The organism is Natrialba hulunbeirensis JCM 10989 (assembly GCF_000337575.1).
Classification (GTDB): domain Archaea; phylum Halobacteriota; class Halobacteria; order Halobacteriales; family Natrialbaceae; genus Natrialba; species Natrialba hulunbeirensis.
The window spans coordinates 154262-177844 of sequence record NZ_AOIM01000009.1; the positions used below are offsets into that span (position 1 = coordinate 154262).

Below are 23583 nucleotides of genomic sequence, written 5' to 3' on the forward strand. Positions count from 1 at the left end.
AACGAATGCATCGGCCGGTTTCCGTCGGACTTGTCGCCATCGGAGTCTTCCTCGTTGCACTCGGGATCGGCGCGACCGTCGTTTTGGGCGCGTCTGCGGGTGTCAGTGGCGATACCGGAACGACGGCCGATATTCAGCCCGGTGAGATGGCATCACAGTCGCTATCTCCACAATCGCAGACAGAGTACTCGGTCTCGAATACTGACACACAGTATCCGGTTCAGCAGACAACTCAACAGTCAGTGTCACCTACGCAGCAGGGGTACGCTACGCAGCAGGAGTACGTTCCCGACTCACGTGAGTTCGACTCGCGGACGTTCGAGATTACGGTCCACGAGAACGGAAGTGCGACCTGGACGTTCCGATACGAACAGCGACTCGATGCGACCGGGAACGAGACGGACCCGAACACACCGGAGAACTTCGAGGCGTTCGCCGAGGAGTTCGAAGCCGAGGAGACGGAGTTCTACCAGCGGTTCGTCGAGCAGGCACACTCACTCACGGACAGCGGCTCTGAGATCACCGATCGCGAGATGGAGGCGAGCGACTTTGATCGTCGTGCGACAGTCGAGGGACAAATCAACCCGATGGGCGTCGTCGAAATGTCCTTTACGTGGCACGAGTTTGCAGTCTCGGAGAACGGAACGCTCGTCATCGGGGACGTCTTCCAGAGTGTGTACCTCTCGAGCGACCAGTCGATTGACATCCAGCCTGGCGACGGCCTCGTCTTCGAACACGCCGAACCGGATCCCGAATACGTCGGGCCATCACTGTCTGAAGCCGATATCGTCCAGTGGGAGGGCGAACGCGAGTTCCTCGCAGGGCATCCACGCGTCGTCTTTGAGTACGAAGACGGCGACTCTGGCGGGGTTTTTGATACTAGCGTCCCGTCTCTCTTTGGCGAGCAGTCGACCGGGACAGGGTTGGCCGCACTCGCAGTTGTTCTTGTGGCCGTAGCTGGACTCGCTCTCGCCGGTCGGTGGTACCGTACGCAGCGTCGGACCGGTGCCAGTGCTGGTGTCGGTATGGGCGCTGATACTGACACTGGCAATCCTGACACGAACCAGGAACCGAGCCGTACGTTCGCCATCCCTGGATTCGGAGGAGGCACAGAGAGCGAGGCAGATGCAGATAGCGGGCCTCAATCCAATGCCGATAGTGTCTCTCCCGGAACGAACAACAGCACACCGACAGAAGCCGGTGAACCCACCAACGCTGGCAGTTCCGGACCGACACCGGAGCCACTCTCAGAGGGTGCTCTGTTGACGGACGAAGATCGAGTCGTCGAACTCATCCGGGAAAACGGTGGCCGGATGAAACAGGTCAACATCGTCGACGAAACTGGCTGGTCGAAATCCAAGGTGAGTATGCTGCTCTCGGAGATGGAAGACGAGGGAACAATCAGTAAGCTCCGCGTCGGCCGGGAGAACATTATCAGCCTCGAAGGATTCGAACCGGAGGCGACGAAATCGCCGTTCGACGAGCAGTAGTGACGCGCGACGATCCCCGACTGCCAAACAGTGTTTGCCGCGTACTGTCGTGTGACTCACGTGCACTCCGGTGTCGAAACGGAATGCTTAAACATCGTAGCGCACTACGTGAAAGTACGTTCGCGACGAACCGCGACGGGCTCCGATGGTGTAGTCCGGCCAATCATATTGCCCTCTCACGGCAATGACCTGGGTTCGAATCCCAGTCGGAGCACTCCAATCCCTTTCTCGTCTTGCGGTTTTGGCCTGTGGCTAACCTAAGGTGAATACGATGCTACAGGGCAAACACGTAATCGAACCCGTGTCACCCCGACGCCGTCTTGCGGTTCATGTTGTTGCCCCGGCAATTACGTTCGACGTAAGATTCAGGGGGCATTCATGACCGATCTTGACGGTATCTCGGTCGTCACGGAACCATGCGAGGAATTGCTCAATGAACGTCAGCTATCTGACTATCGTTCCCAGCGTGAAGACTGTCTCAAATGGTTGCTCACATTCGGGAAGAACCCGGACAAAGTCAACGGGTATGCTTTCGAGACGGTGCGGGCCAGAGCATATCGGATGGACATGTTCTATCGATGGGTCTGGGAGCAGGAGGGGCGCTATCTCGCAGACGTCTCTCATGAACACGCTGATGGGTGGATGGAAGAACTAGCCTATCAAGACAAAAGTACCGCTCACAAAGACAACTGCCAGAAGGCCGTTCAGATGCTGCTCAAATGGCGTCATCATAAACACGGTCTCGACAAATGGGAGCCAGACATTCGCTTCAACTCTAACGGCTCCTCGCAGCCCCGTGACTTCTTGACGCGCCAGGAGCGAAGTAAAATCCGAGAGGTGTCTCTCGAGTACGGCTCGATCCCGTCATATCAGAGCGTCACGCCAGAGGAGCGGGATCGCTGGAAAGCCTACCTCGCCCAGCGATTCGAAAAGCCGAAGTCAGAAGTAACGCCCGACGATTGGGACCGTGCCAACGGCTGGAAAATCCCATCGCTGGTCTTTGTCAGTCTGGACGCTGGACTCCGCCCGATCGAAGTTGCTCGAGCTACTACGGGATGGATCGATACTGATAACGAGGTTCTGCGTATTCCGAAAGAAGAGAGTTCGAAGAACAGAGATAACTGGATTGTTAGTATCCACACCCGTACAGCAGAGATGTTAGAACGTTGGCTCGAACAACGTGAAACGATATCCATGTACGACGATACTGACGCACTCTGGTTGACGAGGCAAAACAATACTTATCGGTCGCGTGCGCTCAAGCATCTCCTTCTTCGGTTGAGCGAGCAAGCTGGCATCGATACCGACGACCGACGCTTGAGTTGGTACGCAATCAGACATTCCGTAGGAACATATATGACCCGAGAAGAGGGATTAGCTGCGGCTCAAGCACAACTCCGGCATTCGAGCCCCCAAACGACGATGAAGTATGACCAAGTTCCCGCTGAGGACCGAAGAGATGCCCTTGATCGGATGGGTTAAAGAATCTCCTCGATAGCGTTCAAAGCCATCTGGAGATCGTCCTCAACATCGATCTCACTTTGGAACTCGAGTGGGATATCACTCTTTGGGGCGCTGTCCTCTTCTGCTGCTAACCAATGTAACCATTCTCGGTATCTCTCCATATGTTTCTCGTCGACTTTGAGAATCAGTTGTCCATAAGCTGTTAATCGGTAGGTTCGACTTCGTCCGGTAGAATCTTGTTTGACCAATGGACGTTCCAGCCAAGGTTCTTGACCTTGCGAAGTATTTGCGACCTTCCTTAGCTCTCTCCCAATAGTACGCTTACCAGGTGAGTTATGTCCCTGCCATACATTGCTTGAACTTACTCTGTGTCGGCGAGAACCATCCTCACGAAGTAGCTTTTCAAGTATCCCGGATACCTCTCGTTTGCCGTATTCAGCGTTCCTAAATTCTTCAATGTCATTTTGGACGCAATCTGACAGAGTATCGAATTCCTTCAAATACGTATTTTCCAGAAGATCATCGACCAGTGTACTACTGTCCCACAGTGTATCAGGATCGTTCCGAGCAAGGATCATACGGCTGACTCCAGCTGTTTCTTTGATCCCTCTCTTTCGGAGAGATTCAGGAATTCTTTTGTCTTTCGTTATCTGGGATGTTGATTCGACTACGGTTGCACCGACTTTCAACTGCCTTTCATGCTGCCGAATGAATTTGTGCAGAGTCGATTTTGTCCTATTAAACTCGGACAGGCCGTTCTTTGAATTCACCTGATATCCCTCAAGCAAAGCATCTAACATTCCTACTAAGAGACTTCGCCGACCATCTGTTCCAGAGACATCTGACTGAAGCCACTCTAGGGATGCTGCTATTTGAAATCCGAGTTGATAGCTCGGATCTTCAAGGTTCTCAATATCAGGCGCATCAAATCCGGTCTCAAGATCTTCAACCAATTCAATCCATCCATCTTCCCACTGATCTTCATCAAGAAGATTGGACTGATCAAACAACATAATATCTTCAGATAGCCGGGGGATACGCTCTGCAAGAAGATCCCGTTTTGTAGCTATTTTAGAGTTATCCGTAGTTGGGTACTTTGAAGCCAGATTCTCTCGTTGTCCCTCTGAAAGCGCGTAGCTACTCCTTTGAACATTGAAGCGGTCTCCATCAACCATGATTGGTATTTATTTGCTGGACTTCTCATTCATTATAATACTTTGCCTCTAGGGTAATCGGACCGGGGTATACCCAGATTATCCAGCAAGTTGCAGGTGTGCAACATCCCAAACAAAATCCCGTAACCCAATCCACAAACAGACCTCTTCTAGGGGTCCCCGGAGGTGATTTGGATGGATGAAATCGTCTCTGAACTCACAAGAGAAGTGATTGGTCCTCGAAAACTGATAATCTTGCGTGAGGATCTGAAAAGGTTCGAGACGTTCATGATTCAGGGTGGAAAGGCACCTAACCAGAGTGGACTTGCGGACTCAACTGTTAACAACTATCTCTCTCGAATTGATCAGATATATCGAGCAGGTTGGGCAGTGATAGGGAAAAAACAGGTTCCCTTGACACCCGATATAGCTGATCAGGTTGAGGCATCCCTCGCAGAAGATCAGTTCAAAAAGTCGAATGGGGAGTCCTATAGTCCCTCGAGTAAGCGGAAATTCCAGAATACGCTTAAGAAGTATTTCGAGTATCGTGCAGAGAACGGAGGAAGGAAATGGGAACCGGAGTACGACTTCGAGGAAACAGCATCACGTACGAGAGATTATTTCAAGCGTGACGAACGGTCAGAACTTCGAGATGCAAGTATATCCCACGACCAACTTCCACATTACTCTTCGGTGAGTCCGGAAGAACGAGCGAGAACAAAGCGATACTTGGCACAGAAAACTGGGGTACCAAAAAAAGACATAACCAGGGAGATCTGGAACGAGCATCGCGAATCACTCAAGATTCCTTCGTTGGTCTTTACGTCCCTTGACGCCGCACTACGACCAATTGAAGTCAACCAAAGCACTGAAGATTGGCTCCGATTAGATACTCAGGAACTGCATATTCCAAAAGAGAACTCTTCAAAAGGACGGGAAAACTGGCATGTCAGCCTGAGTTCCAAGACGGCGCAGATCAATAGAGAGTGGATGCAACAGCGCGACTGCAAGCCCAAGTACGACGGAAGAGACGAAATTTGGCTCAATCGCCAAGGGAATCCGTACTGCTCGAAAACCCTTTGTGATCTCCTCAATACGCTGCTCGAACAGACCGATATCGACACGAGTAATCGTGATCTGTCTTGGTACTCGATTCGCCACTCAACTGGAACATACATGACTGAGGTCGGGGATATGGCTCAGGCTTCAGAGCAACTTCGACATGATTCGTTCCAGACAACGAAGCGGTACTACCACTCTTCCGTCGAAGAACGGAGTAACACGTTGGAGGAAATATAAAACCGGAACCCTAGCAGAAGATCTCCCATATTATCAATAATTGTTCGGTTCGACTGGTTGAACTTTGGGCTCGGTTATTCAGAGGTGAAATCGTTGATAGGAGGTGAAATATGACTCCTAACCGGATCCCGGTGGAAAATCTTCGGTGTCATCCTGATGGGTTTGTCGTTAAAATCAGAACAGAACCACATTTCGAGTGTCTCTGGTGTACTACTATCTGTATATTCAACGAGTTGATTTAAAGCTCAGACAGAATTTCATATTACCGAATTTGCTGCTCTGCCTCATTAACAGAAGGGAGATTTCGATCAACCAGAGCTAAACCTACCAACAGACCGAGTACCATCCCGAGAAGGGTGGTGGTATCCCAGCGCGCAATTGCTGCGAAATCCCCTGTCCAGTACATCAATCCGCCTATGATTGCAAGAATAATCATATTACTAACCGCCAATCCTCCTTTTCGATGCAATGGCATCTGACTCAGCGGATAATACGGATGTCTGGAATCGAGTGTTAGTGCTGCGTGTTTGGCTCCGACGTAGCTTTTGATGGCTTTCTGACTGACAGTACAAGCCTTCCCTGTAGTCCAGGCTACCGCAGCTGATGGACCAATTATAGACAGATTCTGTTTACCTCTGTCCTTTTCATCTTTGGCTGTTTGCTCTTCCTCATCTAAAACTGTGAGAACACTTGCATCGAATTCCACGATTGCTTCCTCATCATCGATCCCAAGTGCACGACGATGAGGTTTTGGAATGACTAGTCGACCATCTGTATCTACCTTCTTACTGAAGGAGATCTCATCGACCTCAGAGTCATCACCTGTCATATTCACAATTGTGGTCCCTAGACACATAAATCATACTATAATATATTTGTGATATAGATATTTGGTATTAAATTGATTGTAGTGGCCCATCATAGTCTATATTATACTTTGTAATAAAGATACGCTATTCTCTAACTCTTCTGGTAAGACCGCCCCTGACAATCAAATATGATACAAGAACGTCCAAAAATGGTATAACAATTCAGATCCATTATCAAAATATGACGAAGGCATACTTCGAGGTCCCTGACGAGTGGACCGAAGCAGCAGATGAGATGGATGCATCTGTTGCAGCGTACTGCCGTAAGATGGTCAGAGCAGGACGTCGACAGTTCGGATACGATTACGAACCACACGAAGTCCCGGTTAGCCAGAAGACGCTCAAAACCGATGACCAAGTAGACCCTGGTGCTGACGGCGTTTTGGAAGACTTCGTCCTCCGGAACCTATCTACTGAGACTGGACAGGATGAAGAGGATATCGCGGAGTTGCTCGAAGAGGAGATTGCAAGTGCGGCCGACCGGTTAGTTGAGCAAGGACAGGCAAAATATCGGCGATCACAGGGCGGTTGGCTCAAAGTGATTGAAGATGAATAAGTATGGAAAGCTTGAATTCGATCGGGAATGGCATAAAATGCCGATTCAGAAGTATGAGACGTACAAGCGGGATCAACAGGATCTAACAGACACCCGACTCAGGCAGATTCGACTAAGTCTGATCAAATCCTCTGCGAGATCAGACTACGTCGCATGGAACGAATTTATCGACTGGCAAGAATCGATGACTACCGATGATGCCTGGCGCTTCTTAGACCAACTACGCAACGCCGGACTCGCCGAGCGAACCGTTGAAGAGTATATGCGAATTGTCCAGTCTTTCCTCGCTATGATGATGACCCGGGGCGTCGTTGAGTCAAATCCTATCGCATATGTCATTGACGAGGCTGAATTTGAAATCGAAGAGAGTTCACAACTCGAATTAACGGTTAGTCAACTCGGTAACTTCATAAAGTCTATTCCTAAACCGCACTACCGAGCATCGGCACTACTACACGCTAAAAACGGAATTCGGAATGGTGAAAACAACAATATTGATCTACCCCATCTCCACCTCGACCATCCCGACTATTATCGCTTCTTAGAAAAACGAGATATCGAACTCCACGAGCAAATTAAGGAGCGGCCAGACTCACTGTATATTCCGTCTGAGCCAACAATTGGAGAGGAATACAACGGTGAAGTTCGGGGTGCAGGGAACAAACGAAAAAACGATACGATTATCCCAATTGATATGGAGACGAAGTTCATGCTCTTGAACTGGTTAGCAGTACGCCCGTTGGCAGAGTATCCTCACCCACTCTGGGTAACTCAAGATAATACTAGGGTTCATCATCAATCGTTTCGAAGCTACATTAAGAACTGCGCGGTGGAGGCAGGCCTCATTGATGATACTGCTGACCGCAAATTTTCCGTTCACTGGTTCCGTCACTTTTTCACAACGCAATTAAGACCTGGGCATGGAAACTACAGCGAGTATCTTGAACCAACCATGATAAAATACCTCCGTGGCGACGTTGAAGACGACATTATGGAGGTTTATACGCACGATTGGGGAAATACGATTCGTGCAGAATACATCGATTCGATCTATCAGTTCGGCATTTATGAGTGACTAGTTGCGATATATTGATGGATTTAATTAGTTCTTCAGCCGGAAATGGTGCCGCCAATTCCCGTGCAGTTGTCGCCGTTTTTCATACTCTGTGTTACGAGAATAACGGAAAATGCATCGATCACTATAATCGATTCTGGACCGAGTGCTTCGGCGCGTTAAGTACGGTGAACATTTTGCTATGGCGGAATCGAATCGGGGAAACGCCTATGAAGGTGTTCTGAGTTACGGTGTTTCTACGATGTCTGAAAAGCAAACTACCTACGAGTTCGGGAACCGTCCAGATGGAAGTCAATATCAGACAGTTGCGTGGGGCTCACCGAAAGATTCAGCGAAGCGTTCTTTCTGTTCTGAATCTAAGTCCAATTTGAATTGATACTGATCTCCCGTCCATGTTGCACTCATGATCGATCGTCGATACCCAGATGGGTACTTCCGCGTCATCCCTGCCAACAGTCCTGATATTGTACTACTCCCATGTGTTTCGATATCGTATTCTTGCTCCATGATCTGCAGAAGTCCAGTTGTTTCAACCCAATCGTTTTCCTCCCACAAAATCCGCAGTAGTGTTTCCTGTTTCGTAGTAAGTCGATCGAAAAAGTTCGAAGGGACGTAGCCGCCAAACTCCTCAGAACCGTTTGGTTCGGGATCTTCTGGCTCTGTAGGTTCGATGGCCCACTCGTGAAGCGCAAAATCAATGAGTTGTTCCTGCCGTGTCTCAATCTCCGTTTTCCCGAACTGGTCGTAGTCAACAAGTTCGCGTTGGACGCGCAGTGCCGAAGAGGCATAATCCTTCTCGCGATCACCCTCTGCGTGTTGCTTTTTCTTGAACGGGAGATTTCCATATGAGCTGTTCCAATACCGACTGGCGATCGTGAGATTCCCTAATCGGTGAACGTATTCTGGAAATTCGTCGCTCAGATCTTCTGGGATATGTTCTGGATCAACCTTCCGGGCTAAGATGTGCTCAACCTGGAAATCGGTCGAGAGGATCTGCGACAAGTTCTCTGCAAGTTCCTCATCGACATCCGCCTCGAGTTGGCGGTTGTAATGGTAAAGGAGGAATTTGATATCTCTGCTCGAGTGGGACTGATAAAATTCCGGATCGTGAAGGTTGCGAGCGAACCGTTCGTCAGAAGTATAGTAAGCAGTAATTCGATCAAGTTCAGCACAGATTCCCTCGTGATCAATCGATGCATCAGTGTGGATATCATGTGCGAGCCGGACGATCTTCCCACGGCCAGTATTCGACCGACGGCTGTCGATCGCATACATTCGGAAAACCAGTGTTTCGCATGCTTCGACAATCTTGGCGAACTTCTCAGCTTCATCATCGCCGTATCGCAAATAGGCAGCCATCAAAACCGGCAGAACGTTGGCCAATCGCCCCAACTCGAGGAGTCTACGTAGAGAGGTTTCAATCGACTCAGGCCGATCACTTGGTGAGAATATCGCGGCAAACGCCGCTGCCGCCTCTCTAAGATCACGAACATAGGAGTCGATCTCGGTCTGGATTTCGTCATATTCCCCAGATCGGTAGGAATTCCGTAGCCGAGACTTCAGAGTCTCGAAACTCTGGAAGTATTCATCCGAATTGTAGCCATTATACATCCCCCAGTGAAATCGTTGGATGCTGTCTTCGTCGAAGTCGGTAACCCGTTCGTGTCCAGTTGTCAGCACGAACAACTCGCGATAGATACTTCCAAATCGTTGTTTGATAATTCCTTCCAACGCCCCAGTTTCGCTCGATCTCTCATCCATATACATGAGGAAGCTTTTCGTTTTGTCGAGCGTCGAAAGCGGTTTTCCACGGTCGTTGAGACTTTCGAAGATCGAGGCTGCTTCAGATTCGTTGTCGATCTCTACGACGTTGATGCGAAGATCATATCGGAGACGTTCAGCGAGGTCCCTGACTACGGATTCATCGTCAAGCTTCTCGAACCGTCGCTTGAAATAGTCGTAGGCATTGTTGAGACGTGTTTGAGAGGGAGTTTGCGGATCAATCTCCGAAACACCGAACAGACAGTCTCGGAAGTACTCCTCGTCTTGGTCTTGTGGAAGCAAGCGTGGGCGCTCTTTCACAGGAGTGATGAGATTGTCCTCTTCGAGTGTCTCAGCAACGAACTCATCGTACTCTGCTGCTGCGTGGAGGAAGATCAACGCCGAGGTTAACCGCTGTTGGCCATCAACAACATCGAAGACTGTGAATCGGCGACCACGGTCGGTTCGAAATCGCTTCTGCTGTTCGTCGAGAATGATGTTGCCAAAGAAGTGGGTGGATTCGTCAGGGAGATACAACAGATCCTCGAAAAGCTCCTTCAACTGCGACTGTTTCCAAGAATAACTCCGTTGATAGCTTGGGATGTCGAATAACCCATCCTTGAGCAAGGCATCAACATCAACAGTGCGGGTTTCCATAGCATATACATCTCAACCGGGTACAAATTAGCTTTCGGAGACTAGTTTTAGTACCTCACGATACGTCATCAGTTGAGTCGTTCTGAGGCTTGATTTCCGTTGTAGATTCCAGCAATTGGGTCATCTCTTCCCAAGGAACAGCAAGTAATTGTCACTGTCGACGGAGGTCAGTTGCCGGTGCAACAGCGTTTCCATAGGTGAAGTACTGATTCTGGACTTCATCCGCACGATGGGGCGCATTTCAGGAATACATGGTCCAATCCACTGTGAATGCGATGACGTCTTGGAGCGAGGAACATGTCGCTCAAAACATTACGCCGGAACAGCCGTGACTACAATCTCGAGGAATCCAGCAGTGGTGTACTGGTCAGCTGAGCTTAAGAAGAACCGAGGCACTGTAAGTCGACGAAGTATGGCGATTCACCAAAGCGTGTAAGTTCGAAATTAGATGTTTTTATCCCTCGATATCAGTGGAAGCATAATTGTATGCTTCTATGTAATTATGAAGTTACAACCAAATCTAAGACAGAACTGGTATCAGGCCAACCGATACCAACGTGGTGGTAATGACTAACAATCTCGTTGAACTTGTAGATCATTTTGATCTACTCGGAAATAGACGTCGTTTACTCGTTATTGGCTATCTTTCTCTAGTTGATCAACAAGCTTCCGTCGAGGTCCGAGATCTTGCCCGTGTCATCCGGAGTATCGAGTTAGAGACACCCCCTCATCAGATAAAATCTAAAGAGTACGAATCTGCTTATAACGGACTCATTCAAACACATCTTCCAAAACTTGCGGCAAACGGAGTTATCGAATATGATGACTCAAGGAAGACGCTTTCTCCTACGTATCGCATATACCAATATTCCCTTCTCGTACACTTTGTTCTATATTTCACACAAGTATAATAACCCCTTATTATTGCATAGGCCTACCTTGTCTCCAAAAATACCCGGCCACTATCTGTGACAACCACTGTTTTCGTACGGCCTTTTGCCTGTGTTTGGACGAAACTATTTTGCTCTAAGCTATTTACGTGGCGGGCGATCGTACTCTTTGATTTGGCAAGTTCGTCAGCAATATCGGTGATGGATAGTGGTGTATTCAATTCAATTAAGTCCATCAGTAGTTCTTTCTCAGCACCTGTTGTGCTTCCTTGGAGATTTAATTTAGGGAGACGACGTACACTACTGTCAATATCTCCTACCTGAAGTATCGTATCGATGTAGTTTTCTGTTGAAAAGGTAGCGACCGTTAAAGGAAACAAGAGTTCCCGAGCGCCACCTCCGAGAATAACGACAGTATCGCCCTTTGCTGCTTGGATGAGATCTGCACAATACAGAACGCTTTCGACAAAATCAGTATGTGGGAGATGCTCGGTAGTCAAGTCAAAATCTGGAACAACCTGTGTCAAGATTTGTTTAACTTCCTCGAAAGCATCTTCTCCCCTACTGGAACCACTTGATGGTTGTAGCAATATGACTTTGTCTTCAGATTCTAGGCCTTCGCCCAGAACTGGTCGAACAACCCGTCGACTATCGAACCCCAAGGGTGCCAGATATGTTCGCATGTTGTGATACATGATCTGTGGCCTAGTTACTGTTCCGAAATAGTGCAACAGTAGGCACGAAATTCGCACAAATTAAGACCAACATCAGAGACATAGGCGATCAGATCAGGGTTAGTCGTCCAACAGTGTTCTACGATACTGCAACGGTGTCTGAACTGTTGCATTCCCGATAGCTATTTGGTATCGGCGGGACAATTTGTCAATTGCTCGCATACACCGCTGTCGGTTGGCACCTTCTCCGACACGGTTAGTAACAACTATATTGAAATATAATTTACCCGATGGTTTTATGGTGGTCTGGTGAGTAGGATAATCTAATCGCATCCGTCCGTAGAGGCCTAAGACGGCCAATATGGGGTAGATACATCTACCATATCTGGTGCGAGTATCGACGTCCATCCCACAATCGACGTCGATATAGATTCCCAAGCAAACCCATGCAAGCCCCACCCGATTCAAGCGAACCCACGCTTGCGAACTTCATCGGGACACGAGACTCGTTTCTCGTGATCCGAGATCCACAACTCGCAAAAATGGGTTCACAAGCACGTGCACAACTACGATCGCTACCGCTCCTCTCGGAGTTCGGTCTCAACCGAGTCGCACATCCAGGTATCTACGATAACGGGTTGCGACTTACAGAGTACCAACTCATACCAAACGAGGACCTTCGAGCGGGCGGCGTGACCGAAGCAGAGTTCCCGCTGATTCACTACGTCAGTCAGGAGATGCTCACGGGACAACTACGGGACAAGGAGAGTGTATACGACGACCAAGATGTCGTTCGACGACTTCTTCGTAAGCGACCCGAGGGTGTCCCATACGTACTCGTTACCGACACGAGTACACCTCGGATGCCACGTCATACACAGAAACCGGGGAAATCGTTTATCGACGAGTTTGAGTGTACCGTCACCGAATATAAGGGATTGCTAAAGCGGTACCTGCAGCATAACCTTGACTCGGATTTGTCTCTCTCGTCGACGCAAAACCTGTACTTCCACCAGATTTCGTCCCATCACAAACAAAGGGGACTCGAAGCGGGGTCAATTCCTGATCTCTTCGATTACACGCAGATCCCAGCAGATAGTCCAGCGTGGGATCCGCTTTATTACATCATTCGTGAGGATGTTGATCAGGTGCTCGAGGACTACTCTGAACGCATTCGAGAAGCCCTCCGTTCGTGGACTGAACACGGGCCAACCCAAAAAATCGCGAACAGCATGCTCGACATGCTAGAGCGGGAAGATTTCGAAGAAGAAGGACTTGACGACTACCGATATCGGCATCAGGAAAACATATGAGTACAACGTATCCCCCGGCAAATACGAAGCCGGACAAGCTACTAACCGGGTTCATCTCGGTACGAGCACCGGAACTCAAACACCTTTACGGAGCCATTCAGGGCGCAACCAGTGTTGATGAGCTAACCAACAAATTTGGTCGTCCAACCGAAGATGGTCTTGAGACTGATCACGTTGAGGAGACAGTACGGTTTTTGAACACAGTTGATCTTGTTGAGAGCCCCTCAGGAGACATCAGGAATACGGTCGAACGAATCAACGAGCATCAGTTCAAGGGACTCCCTTTCGAACCGCGTCTCTTATATCACTGTAATCAGCAGAAGGGACGACAAACACACTTTGCTGCTATCTACCCCGCGCTGCTAACCGAGGGGGACAGGACGGTGAGTGCTAAACGAGACGATTTACGGACCATCCTGAAACGCAAGACAGACTATGAATTTGCCTGGAAGGACGAAAAAATCGACATGTGGTTAACCCTTTGTGAACAACTTGGATTGGTCACGGAGACGGAAGATAGTATCGTCCTAAGTCCCTGTCGTGCCTTGTTCCACGACGCTCTCATCCTCTCGCCAACAGATACTGATAAAGAACCAAACTATGATGATGTAGAGGTCAAGAACGGGGAGTTCCGGCGAGCGCTCGATTGGATCAACGACAACCTCTTTGCGGTGTACGAAGAGCGAGCGGGTACCTCAAGAGTACATCCCGCAATCGCAGACGTACTTCGGAACATGGAGGACGACGGCGTAATTTCACTATCAAGTCCAGGTGACTCACAGAACGCAGTCGAGATCCCGCCTGAAGATCTTGATGATGATGTTCGCGGCAAACGGCGCGATGCGACCCGCGTCTCAATTCATTCACGTCCAGACAAAACGGCCTACCAATACCCTCTCACCCAACCCCTTACCCAATAATGAGCAATAACGTTCAGCGATCCTCGACCACCAACGAGATGGACCGTTACTGGGACGACGACGAGGTCGATCACTTCATCACTTCGGAGGCATACACGGAGAAGAAGACTCCTGAGCAATTTGAAGAGACTCACGTCGACATCGATCGGATCTACGCCGACACACTCACTCCTCTCGGAATCTCAGGAAACTTCGTTACTCAGGAGGACGTGCTTGAATCAATAACGGCGTCAACAGTTGGAGGACCAGATAGCGATGATGATCCTGATCCGAATCGGATCTTCATTGTGCGTGGGGAACCTGGCTCTGGAAAGAGCCAGCTCTGTGAATGGACGAAGTACCAAATCAACGGCTTTGGTGAGAACGACGATGGTGTTGAGGACTACGTAGCGCTTCACGTGTCTCGAAGCCGAACCCGCATGGAACAGATTATTAATGTTCTCACCGAACCACTTGATGTTGACCCTGACGTTAGGAACATTCAGGGAAGCGACCCCTATGAGCTAGCTGAACCTATTGTGGGTCTTCTTCGCGGCTATTGGTCTAACAGCCTGCTAACTGATGAAGAATTATCTGAACTTACCGAAAAGAGGGACGATGAAACAGATCTACGAAACATATTTGCCGAAAACATCCAAGAGTATCAAGATGATTTGCAGTCCCGTGAAGAGAATCCAGATTTTAAGCTTCTCACTAGAAAAGACTACCGGAAGTTGCACTTATCCCTAGATATCGGTGATAAGCTACGTGATGATAAAGAATTGATTTTTCCTGCTTTAAAGAATCAAGCACATGAGTACCTCTCAAAAAACCTCGTGGGGGACTTCAAGGAGCAACTCAAGGAATACTCCCAATTATATCAAGAGAGGGGAATTCGTCCAGTACTTATTTGTGAAGATCTCACTACGTTCAGTGTACTAAAGGAACAACTCCTTGACCATATTTTCGAACTCAGTAGTAGTCACTACGATATTGTACTTGGATGGACGATTGGATGGGAAGATGATAATATTGAGGATGCATTAAACCGGTCAAACGCTGCCACCTATATGGAGGGGCGTTCAGAGGGGTATCTGACGATGAGCGATGAAGATACGCACGAAGCGTATTTCCTTGATGATGATGTTTCGGTAGAACTCACACGCTCATACCTCAATGCTATTAAACGTCACTCCGATACCAAACGTGAATCAGATGATATTGCCAATGCATTTGATGGCTTGTATCCTTTCAATGAACGATTTATTCACCTCGCGTATCGACAACTGAATGATAAAGGGAGTGACCGCAAGACGCCGAGGCTACTTCTGCTTCGAGTTGTGAAACATTGCCTAAAATCGACTTTGCCCCCCTACGAGGCGATGAAGTCGAATCCATTCGTGGATACGCCTACATTTGAGGTGGACATGAAGTATGACCAGATATATCAAGATGTTAGCCGCTGGTATGGTGCCCCCGTTGAGGACGGTGTTGGTGTCAAGAGAGGTATCTTCGAAGCCTTCGGGATCAAAATCCCCGACAGCGACGAAGCACTTGTGAAAGGGGAGTATGTCATATTTGATAAAGGAAAGGGAAGTGCTGTTCTCGATAAGATTCAAAACCCGCCTACACCCGAGTACGAGGTCATGGAGAGTGACGAAGGAGATGATGAGAAGCAAGAAGACAGTGGGATTGCTGGAGAAGGTGAAGAAGAAGAAGTGATTGATGTTATCGACAAGCCTGAACTGTCGGAAGAAGAGCGTAAGCGGCAGCGTGAGGTCCAAGAGTTCCAAGATTGGATAACCAATGGAGAGGGTTATGACAGTTCTGATACACTTCATCGAGGCGCAGTTGAAACACTCGAACGGTGGCATGAACCAACACGCCTCGGTAACCCAAACGCATCAACACGTTATGTGAGCAGTATCTACTATGCTGGTGGAGATCATATTCCGGTATCCATTCAGGGCGACCAGCAACGCCAAGCGAATGTTGATGTAGAACTCGAGTGGGGGGCGGAACACGAAGATCTCTACACACCTATGCTTGAGTATGGCCTCTTTGGAATGTTCGATGCAACCGACACTAACTTCGATCAGTTGCGAGCGTGGGCAGACACAAACGTTGCGCAGTTCAAGCGGGAGATGCGCAAGGAGATCGAAGACAACCTCAAGGGATTAACCATCGAAAAGATGCTGGTGCTGGGGCAACTCTTTCTCATCAATGCCGCGAAGGGGACGAAAATCGAACAAGATGGGATCTCTACAGAACTCATCTTTGAGGAGTATAATCTGGATCAGCCGTACGGAAAGCCGATAGTTGATGAGTTTGAACGTGATAGCGCGTTCTGGGAGGCGTTCACGAATCTAGCCAAATCCTCGAGCGATATTAGCGACCTCATCGAGGGATTCTTCCTCCTCAAGTCGAACGTTGTCGACTACGATCGCCTAGCAGAAGCGCGACGTGAAGTTGCGGCCGACTTTGATGCCCACGTCGATGATGCAATGATGATCGATGCCGGCGAGATCCCAGATGCCTACAAGGTCGGCTCGACACGAAAACAAGCGAACACAAAGGTTTCGACGCTATTTAGTCGCATTTCGGACTATGCGACCGAACTTCAACGTCTTACTCCTGAAGAAGACGGCTCCCACATCCAAGAGGATTTAGAGCCGGTCGAGCGATGGTATGACAGCAGTCATACAGTCGACGATCTCGTCGAGTGGTTCGAGACGCTCTACAACTGCGCCGGGACGATGAACGTCACCACCAAGTCGAGTTACGAAGACGCCTACGAGATACTCACCGAATCGCCCGAGGAAGTAAATCTCATGTCCTTCCGTGAGGATGTGGAGGGATTCCGGAACATGGACGATGCGACTGGAACGACACTCATCGCACGACTACATGATTTCGCTCGTAGCCGCCACGAGCAGAGTGCTTGGGAGATATACGAGGTGCTTGATTCACTTATCGATGAGCTTCAGGATCAGGACCACTCCACTGGCGTCGATCTCGAACACCGGATTCAACAAATTAACGAGTACACCGAGTACGAACAGAAGCGGCAGGAAGTCATCGAAGTCACGGAGGATTTGTAGAATGTCTACCAGTCAATCATTACCCACAGTCGTAGAAGCCCTCGAGGACAAGGCCAAGAAGCACAAGCAAGCGGAAAACACCCAGTTCCACGTCTCAGTGGCACGGCACAATATCCGCAAGGTCAACAGCGAACTCAACGATCTCGTGAAGAGTCTCGAAGATCTTCAGTACTACAAAGAGGTTCACGAGGGCGCGTTCGATGGCTCGGCACCGACGATGACTAGCAGTGCCGCACAGACTGCTGAGAAGGCTGTCGAGACGACACAAGAGGACCTGCTGGAGAACGCACAGAGTGGTGGTTTCGCCGACGACGAAACCGAACTTGGATCGGACGATGACAGTGGTGATCCGGAGGTTGAGATCACCCCAGAGGTACAGACGCAGATCTCGCAGATCCGGTCAGCGAAGAAACAAGTTGATGACGTCACTGAGAACATCGAGGGGCAACTCAAGTCCAAACGAGAGAAGTGGAGTACAAAGGTCAGTGCTGCGGAGGAACTTCAGAAGATCCTCGGGGGACAGAACAAGGACTTTTCGCGCACGCTCAACCATATGCATCAACTCCTGACCCGTGAGTTGATGGACTCGAGCGGGTCCGCATCGAACTTCGTCAGTCAGTGGAACAAAGCAGTAAACAATTGGGAAAAACACCAATCGCTCCAAAGCTTCGACGATTTCCAAGAAAAACACGACCTCTCTGACTCGACTGTCGAGGACGTTAAGACACTCAGCCAGTCCCAACAACTCACATTAGCTGATGTCTCGCTCGAAACCGTGGAGGAGATGAAACGTGTTGACGAACTCGAGTCGGCAGTCGAACTGAGCCTCTAACGATGAGAGATCCCGTAACCCGCGCAGAGCAGATGCAAGAGGCCTACCACGATTATTTCATCGGTCGTGGTGGACGAGCAGCGCGCAGCGTCGCCAACCGACTCGCCGATGGTGAAGACGACCTCACGGGCATGCGTGGTCCGTACCTTCAGGCTCTTGACATCCCAAACTGGAGCGGCCGTTCCTGGGAGTCCTTTGCCCGATCGGTGAACCTCGAACCACATATCCGTCGTGCCTTCACGAAAATCGGTTTCGAGAGACTCTACGACTTTCAAGAGCGCAGCGTCGAGGCTATCCTCAATGGCGACGACACCGTCATAACGGCTGCAACAGGACGTGGGAAGACCGAAGCGTGGCTCATTCCGATCCTCAATCGTATCCTTGAAGACAAGCGGTACGGCGAGGAAAGCGACGACACGAGTGTCAAGGCTACGCTCATCTATCCTACGAAGGCGCTCGCACAAGACCAACTGAAGCGCCTCCTCGGGTACATCTATCGTATCAACAATCAACTAACGTCTAAACAGCAGATCACGGTCGGGATCTACGATGGTGATACCCCACGAAATGTCGGAGAGTCTGGTTCCGAGGGGTACCTCAACGCGACCTTCCGGCACTTCGAGTGTCCGGGATACAATGACGAACTCGACAAGTGCCAAGACTGTGGTGGAGGAGTCCGTATCCGGAATACCGGTTCTCGGTTCAAACTCATCCCCGAGAAAGCACACTGTGAGGACGACGATCCGAACGACGTCCCACTCGACTTCCTACGCCTGACGAAAAACGACATCCTCGAGGACGGAGTTGACATCTTGCTCACCAATCCCGATACGATAAACTACCGTCTCATCAATACCAACGCCGAAGACGAACATGAACGGTTCGTCTACGAACCCGAGTTCCTCGTCTTTGACGAGGTCCACACCTACGATGGCCTATTTGGGAGTTACACGTCGACGTTGATGAAGCGGATTCAGTCGCTCCGAGAAAAACGCGATGTCGACGACCTGCAACTCATCGCGAGCAGTGCGACCGTCGAGAATGATGTCGAACTGTTTCAGAAAGTCAGTGGTGCCGTAGACGTCAACCAAGTGAGCGAGTCGCCTCGCGATCTCAATGGTGACGTTCCGGAGGGGGTTCCAGAAGCGCTGATGTCGGGCAACCTGTCCGTCGACCACATTCTACGTGCGACAGCTGTGCCGGATGATGTGGTCTCGGGTCTCGTCGCGTTCGACTACACGCTGGAGGATGCGTCAAGTTACGACCGCGACCGCCGAGAGACACTGGTGAGCGACGCTCTCTTTGATCACCTTACCGAAGTCGAGGAGGATCCCGGTGCACAGGTCGTTCGCTACGTCCATCAGTTGCTGTACGATGAGCCGCTCACGCGGTCCCAGTTGCACGACGAGTTAGAAACGGAACTGGATCTCGATACCGATGAGGCTTCGACGCTGGTGTCGAACGTTCGGACCTTGGGTGAGTTCTCCGGTATGTTGGAGAACCGGAGCCATGTGTTTTCGTGGCCAATAGACGGCTTCTACACGTGTCCAGCATGCGATGCGATGTACCGCTCGCCACAGGACGACTGTCGTGAGTGTGGGTTCGACTTCGTCACACGCTCTACCTACTGTCGGCACTGTAGCGACGAGCACCTCGTTGCATGGTACTGTCCGAGTTGCGACCAACTAGAGCCCTATACGCCGACCGAGCACGGAACGATTGATCAGGACGATGAATATGTCTGTTACCGGTGTGAGGAAGCGCGCGACGACGTCGTCCAGATGGTACGTACGACGTTCCAGCCCTTTCTCGAGTGTCTCGACTGTGGACACCAAACCGAACGAACCGCGATCCGTGACTGCCCCGAGTGCAATTCCAAGACCGTCAGGACGGGCGAAAAGACGTTTACCTGCGTCAATCCGGAGTGTGAATCGACTCACGAGGACGAGCGGGTTTGTGACAACTGTGACGGAACAGACTTCAGACTCGCTACCGTTGACGGTCAGTTCGACTGTCCGGACTGCGGCGAGACATACGAAAATCCCGAGAAGGCCCCTAACCAGTGTGTCGATTGTGATTCATCACTCACTTCAACGAGGTATGTTCCGTGGACCTGTGGGAACAACGACTGTAGCCGGATTCGCTTCGAGGACACTCTCGATCGATGTGACTGTGGTTCGACCTCGTTCGTAAAGCGCGGACTCTTCGATATCCATCAGGACCAGCACTGTCGATCGTGTGATACGGCGTTCCTCGGCAATGAGGGGTGCGATTGCGACGAACCGGATCGCCATCCGCGGACCGGCCACCATCAGGCATACAAGACAATCGATACCCGTGGTCAGATTCACACGATGAGTTCGCAGCCGTCGGCCGTCCCATGCCCGCATCCCTACGCCCGATACGAAATCGGTCGTCGGTTCGATGAACTGATGCGGGGCCCGAGTAACCTCGCTGTGACAACTTCACAGTATATGCTGCGCCGTGTCGCCGATGAAGAAGGCCAACAGGCGGCGCAACTCCTGTCGTTCGCCGATTCCCACCGCGACATGAAGGAACTCAGTCGGGACTTTTCGGAACCCGAGGTCGAGACCCTCCTCGATCAACTGCTGATCGAGAGTGTGTCTTCTCGTGGTGACGGGAACAACTGGACACCGTTCAGTCAAGTCCTCGAAGACGCCGCGGACATCGCCGACGAGGTAAACGATGCACTGGAACCGCCGCGAGTCGCGAGGAGTGTCGAATTTGATCTGAAGTCACGGTTGAAAGACCAGCCTCGGAAGCGCTGGGACGACGATGATGCCCTTTGGGATCGACTCATCCGACGTGCACTCGAGCACACCTACAGTCAGCGTTTTGGCGAGCGCGATGGTTCTCTCTCCGAAGAAGGACTGCTTGACATTCGATTTGCTCCGGGTCTGGACGAACTCGCAAGTGACGAACGTGCTATTGTCCGCGAACTCGCCGACGAGGGCAACGGCTATCGCGTCAAGAACTTCGACCATCCAAGCCCCGACAGATCCCCCGAAGCGGTCGTCGAGGAACTGGTTGACCGCAATATCCTCAAATACGGTCACTCCGAGGACTACGTTTCGTTCGATCCATCCGCGCTCGCTGTCACGGTCGCAGGTGACGAAGACGGTATTCGGTTCGACCCCGAGGCCGAGAAGTACTACACGACGCTCCATCACCAGTTCGGATTAGACGGACAGGCTGTTGTCCTGTCAGGAACGTCACTCGCTGAACGAGCGTCGATCTCTCACCCACGGTTCTCGCAGCGTGCGCACCGCGCGGAATACTCACAGACGCGAATCCTTATTTCTGAGGAGTATCTCGGAGCGACGAACAAGCGTAAACGCCGAGAGTTGGAGTATCTCTTCCGCGAAGAAAACTATCCCCACCACCTCTCTTCAGGACCAACGATGGAACTGGGTGTGGACATTGGCGACCTCGACGCGCTTCTGCTATACGGAACGCCGCCGAACATGAACGCATACCTCCAGCGAGTCGGACGTGCAGGACGTAGCTCTCACTCCTCGATAGTCCACTCAGTCAGCCAGCGCAACCCTATCGATTACTACTACTACGACCATCCGGACGAGCTCATCGACACTGATCCGACTCCCGTCCCGCTCAACGAGCACAACGAGGAGGTTCTACGTGTTTCGCTGTCGTGGGCGATCTTCGACTACGTGGCATCCAACTTCACTATTCCGTGGGACGTCAGTCGTCACGGCCGTGCACGGTCGATCGATGGTGGGGACACCTATCACCGTCGGAGTATGCTCGACGAGAGCGAACGCGAAGACGCCAGTAAACTGACCCACGTAATGTCCCTCAGTGCCGATACGCTGTCACTCGGGGGCGACGACTCGAAACTCGATGTGCTCAGCGAGGTTGTTGATGACCACGCACGAGACATCGCCGACTATCTCGGGTCGCTCCTCGACTACCGTTACTGTGAGGAGTGTGAGCGACGATACGCTGCTGACGACAACTGCAAAACGTGTGCAAGAAGCGACTGTGACGGAGAAATCCGATATGCCAAAGACGAGTTCGGCCACCTCATCAACGACGCTCTCGAGAACTTCGACGAGCGCTACACTATCGGATACCGTGAGTACAAACGGGCACTCGAAGGCGAGTTATCCGACCTGAAAAGACGTAATTCTCGGTTGCGTCGCGACCAGCAGCGGGCAGAATCTGACGACCGTGCACGCATCATGCGTGAACGTCGTGGCCTCAAGGACCGAATCGGGGTTCTCGACGACTACCTCTCTGATTTAGGAGACGAGAGTTACTTCGACTTCCTCAGGGAGTCCCGCGAGAGCAAGTACGACTTCTCGATGCGGAGCGTCGCCACGACGGCGGGTCTGACTTTGGTCGACGAAGGGTATGACCGGCGGAACGTCGGCGATCAGGCGAGTGGACGTGCGATGCAGATGGCGCTCTCGGAACTCCACCCCGGTGCCGCCTATCTCGACGGCGGTGAGACATACACCGTCTCACGCGTCCGACTCGACGACAAGGCCAGTTCAGATCTCCGTGACACAGTAAGCGAAGCGGTCGATGAGGGTCACCTGGCCGAGGAAATCGTCTGTCCGGCGTGTAACGCCTCGCACGAATCCGACACCGACGAGTGTGACTGTGAGAACGATGCGCCGCTCAAGCGACGCCGATTGGCGGTGCTCGATTCGGTTGACGCCTACCACGATAACCTCAAACTGACTGCGGAGGGCAACGAGGCTCGCCACCTCCACGACGAAGCGAACAATCCGGTCCAGAACACGTACGCCGAGCGGGAGACATCAATACTCAAGTTCGACTCTGAACGGACGTTCGAACTTCAGAATGCCAACGGGGATCCTCTCGGGACGATCGAGTACGGCGATTACTCGGTTCTGCTGCACACGAAGAGCTACAAGACGAAGTACAAGTCAGGAGAGGTCGATCCAAGGCCGACATCCTTCGAGGTATGCGGCGAAGAGAACTGTCCAGGTGTCATCTACCGTGACGATGACGACGAGCGTCGGTGCAGTGCCGACCCCGACCACTTTCCTGATGGTCGCGGAGTTGACTCCGAGTTCATTCGCCTCGGATACCAGTACGACACGCAGGGTATCCGAGTTGACCTCAATGACCGCGACCTGTCACACACGTTGGCTCATGGCCTCCGAGTTGCGCTGCAATACCTTGGCGGCGTCAACATTCGTGACCTCGCCGAATATGTTGGTGAGGAGCATGTAGACGTTTTCGAGTCCCAGGAGGGGGGATCCGATGTCGCACGACTTCTCTTTGAGCGGGCGGACGGAGAGTTCCGGGCGTTCCACCGTGCAGTCGGACTTATGCGTGATCAGTTCGACTGTGACTGCGAAAACGGATGTCCGTCTTGTCTCTACCAATACGGCTGTGACGTCAGAAACGATCAGCGGTCGTTCGATCGGGAACGTCTTCGAGACATCCTCGCCCACGGTAGTGTGATCATTCAGCCGATCACGAATCACGAGACCGACGAACAGCTCACCAACTGACCAACATCCCACACCAAT

Annotated in this window: 15 protein-coding genes and 1 tRNA gene; 12 read left to right on the forward strand and 4 right to left on the reverse strand. The window is 51.0% G+C overall.

What is annotated here, in order from left to right; all coding sequences use genetic code 11:
- The first annotated feature begins 5 nt into the window (after positions 1 to 5).
- The 3 genes from C483_RS02045 (at position 6) to C483_RS02055 (ending at position 2972) form a co-directional block, all read left to right on the forward strand.
- Positions 6 to 1490 carry a helix-turn-helix transcriptional regulator gene (locus C483_RS02045; protein WP_006651678.1) on the forward strand — a complete coding sequence of 495 codons (1485 nt, stop codon included), beginning with the start codon at positions 6 to 8 and terminating at the stop codon, positions 1488 to 1490.
- Positions 1491 to 1629: 139 nt separating this feature from the next.
- A tRNA-Glu gene (locus C483_RS02050) sits at positions 1630 to 1704 on the forward strand.
- 164 nt (positions 1705 to 1868) lie between these two features.
- Entirely contained in the window at positions 1869 to 2972 is a 1104-nt protein-coding gene (locus C483_RS02055) for a tyrosine-type recombinase/integrase (RefSeq protein WP_006651679.1), read from the forward strand.
- On the opposite strand, the gene C483_RS19780 is transcribed toward C483_RS02055, so the two are convergent.
- Positions 2969 to 4129, reverse strand: a complete 1161-nt coding sequence (locus C483_RS19780) for a hypothetical protein (RefSeq protein WP_152419809.1) — start codon at positions 4127 to 4129, stop codon at positions 2969 to 2971. The two genes, C483_RS02055 and C483_RS19780, sit on opposite strands and share 4 nt — an antisense overlap.
- A 174-nt stretch (positions 4130 to 4303) precedes the next feature.
- Here C483_RS19780 and C483_RS02060 point away from each other — a divergent pair, with 174 nt between their 5' ends.
- Complete coding sequence (locus C483_RS02060; RefSeq protein ID WP_006651680.1) at positions 4304 to 5407, forward strand: tyrosine-type recombinase/integrase; 1104 nt, start codon at positions 4304 to 4306, stop codon at positions 5405 to 5407.
- A gap of 262 nt (positions 5408 to 5669) precedes the next feature.
- Here C483_RS02060 and C483_RS02065 read toward each other — a convergent pair whose 3' ends face one another.
- Positions 5670 to 6236, reverse strand: a complete 567-nt coding sequence (locus tag C483_RS02065) for a hypothetical protein (protein ID WP_049912372.1) — start codon at positions 6234 to 6236, stop codon at positions 5670 to 5672.
- 221 nt (positions 6237 to 6457) lie between these two features.
- On the opposite strand from C483_RS02065, the gene C483_RS02070 reads away from it, so the two are divergent.
- Positions 6458 to 6832 carry a hypothetical protein gene (locus C483_RS02070; RefSeq protein WP_006651681.1) on the forward strand — a complete coding sequence of 125 codons (375 nt, stop codon included), beginning with the start codon at positions 6458 to 6460 and terminating at the stop codon, positions 6830 to 6832.
- A complete protein-coding gene (locus tag C483_RS02075; protein WP_152419810.1) occupies positions 6825 to 7907 on the forward strand; it encodes a site-specific integrase in 1083 nt (360 codons plus the stop codon). Before C483_RS02070 ends, C483_RS02075 begins: the two co-directional genes overlap by 8 nt.
- Before the next feature lie 297 nt (positions 7908 to 8204).
- Here C483_RS02075 and C483_RS02080 read toward each other — a convergent pair whose 3' ends face one another.
- Positions 8205 to 10325, reverse strand: a complete 2121-nt coding sequence (locus C483_RS02080; protein WP_006651683.1) for a DUF262 domain-containing protein — start codon at positions 10323 to 10325, stop codon at positions 8205 to 8207.
- Between the two features lie 566 nt (positions 10326 to 10891).
- Here C483_RS02080 and C483_RS21315 point away from each other — a divergent pair.
- Positions 10892 to 11236 (forward strand): DUF7344 domain-containing protein, encoded by a 345-nt coding sequence (locus C483_RS21315; RefSeq protein WP_449289179.1) that lies wholly within the window; start codon positions 10892 to 10894, stop codon positions 11234 to 11236.
- Positions 11237 to 11259: 23 nt separating this feature from the next.
- On the opposite strand, the gene csa3 is transcribed toward C483_RS21315, so the two are convergent.
- The gene (csa3, locus tag C483_RS19280) at positions 11260 to 11898 is read right to left on the reverse strand and encodes a CRISPR-associated CARF protein Csa3 (protein WP_083860379.1); all 639 of its coding nucleotides are present in this window, start codon (positions 11896 to 11898) and stop codon (positions 11260 to 11262) included.
- A 437-nt stretch (positions 11899 to 12335) separates the two neighbouring features.
- On the opposite strand from csa3, the gene C483_RS02085 reads away from it, so the two are divergent.
- From C483_RS02085 to C483_RS02105, 5 genes are read left to right on the forward strand one after another with little or no spacing between them, the layout of a single operon-like run.
- Complete coding sequence (locus C483_RS02085; RefSeq protein WP_049912373.1) at positions 12336 to 13202, forward strand: hypothetical protein; 867 nt, start codon at positions 12336 to 12338, stop codon at positions 13200 to 13202.
- Complete coding sequence (locus C483_RS02090) at positions 13199 to 14122, forward strand: hypothetical protein (RefSeq protein WP_006651686.1); 924 nt, start codon at positions 13199 to 13201, stop codon at positions 14120 to 14122. Before C483_RS02085 ends, C483_RS02090 begins: the two co-directional genes overlap by 4 nt.
- The gene (locus tag C483_RS02095) at positions 14122 to 17202 is read left to right on the forward strand and encodes a hypothetical protein (protein WP_006651687.1); all 3081 of its coding nucleotides are present in this window, start codon (positions 14122 to 14124) and stop codon (positions 17200 to 17202) included. Before C483_RS02090 ends, C483_RS02095 begins: the two co-directional genes overlap by 1 nt.
- A 1-nt stretch (position 17203) precedes the next feature.
- Complete coding sequence (locus C483_RS02100) at positions 17204 to 18034, forward strand: hypothetical protein (RefSeq protein WP_049912374.1); 831 nt, start codon at positions 17204 to 17206, stop codon at positions 18032 to 18034.
- A 2-nt stretch (positions 18035 to 18036) separates the two neighbouring features.
- A complete protein-coding gene (locus C483_RS02105; protein ID WP_006651689.1) occupies positions 18037 to 23565 on the forward strand; it encodes a DEAD/DEAH box helicase in 5529 nt (1842 codons plus the stop codon).
- Positions 23566 to 23583 lie beyond the last annotated feature (18 nt).

Excerpts from the sequence above, each read along its gene's own strand:
- C483_RS02075 (WP_152419810.1), top strand. The coding sequence starts at position 6,825 with ATGAATAAGTATGGAAAGCTTGAATTCGATCGGGAATGGCATAAAATG.
- C483_RS02065 (WP_049912372.1), bottom strand. The coding sequence starts at position 6,236 with ATGACAGGTGATGACTCTGAGGTCGATGAGATCTCCTTCAGTAAGAAG.
- C483_RS19780 (WP_152419809.1), bottom strand. The coding sequence starts at position 4,129 with ATGGTTGATGGAGACCGCTTCAATGTTCAAAGGAGTAGCTACGCGCTT.
- C483_RS02085 (WP_049912373.1), top strand. The coding sequence starts at position 12,336 with ATGCAAGCCCCACCCGATTCAAGCGAACCCACGCTTGCGAACTTCATC.
- C483_RS02070 (WP_006651681.1), top strand. The coding sequence starts at position 6,458 with ATGACGAAGGCATACTTCGAGGTCCCTGACGAGTGGACCGAAGCAGCA.
- C483_RS02100 (WP_049912374.1), top strand. The coding sequence starts at position 17,204 with ATGTCTACCAGTCAATCATTACCCACAGTCGTAGAAGCCCTCGAGGAC.
- C483_RS21315 (WP_449289179.1), top strand. The coding sequence starts at position 10,892 with ATGACTAACAATCTCGTTGAACTTGTAGATCATTTTGATCTACTCGGA.
- C483_RS02060 (WP_006651680.1), top strand. The coding sequence starts at position 4,304 with ATGGATGAAATCGTCTCTGAACTCACAAGAGAAGTGATTGGTCCTCGA.
- C483_RS02095 (WP_006651687.1), top strand. The coding sequence starts at position 14,122 with ATGAGCAATAACGTTCAGCGATCCTCGACCACCAACGAGATGGACCGT.
- C483_RS02055 (WP_006651679.1), top strand. The coding sequence starts at position 1,869 with ATGACCGATCTTGACGGTATCTCGGTCGTCACGGAACCATGCGAGGAA.
- C483_RS02090 (WP_006651686.1), top strand. The coding sequence starts at position 13,199 with ATGAGTACAACGTATCCCCCGGCAAATACGAAGCCGGACAAGCTACTA.
- C483_RS02045 (WP_006651678.1), top strand. The coding sequence starts at position 6 with ATGCATCGGCCGGTTTCCGTCGGACTTGTCGCCATCGGAGTCTTCCTC.
- csa3 (WP_083860379.1), bottom strand. The coding sequence starts at position 11,898 with ATGCGAACATATCTGGCACCCTTGGGGTTCGATAGTCGACGGGTTGTT.
- C483_RS02105 (WP_006651689.1), top strand. The coding sequence starts at position 18,037 with ATGAGAGATCCCGTAACCCGCGCAGAGCAGATGCAAGAGGCCTACCAC.
- C483_RS02080 (WP_006651683.1), bottom strand. The coding sequence starts at position 10,325 with ATGGAAACCCGCACTGTTGATGTTGATGCCTTGCTCAAGGATGGGTTA.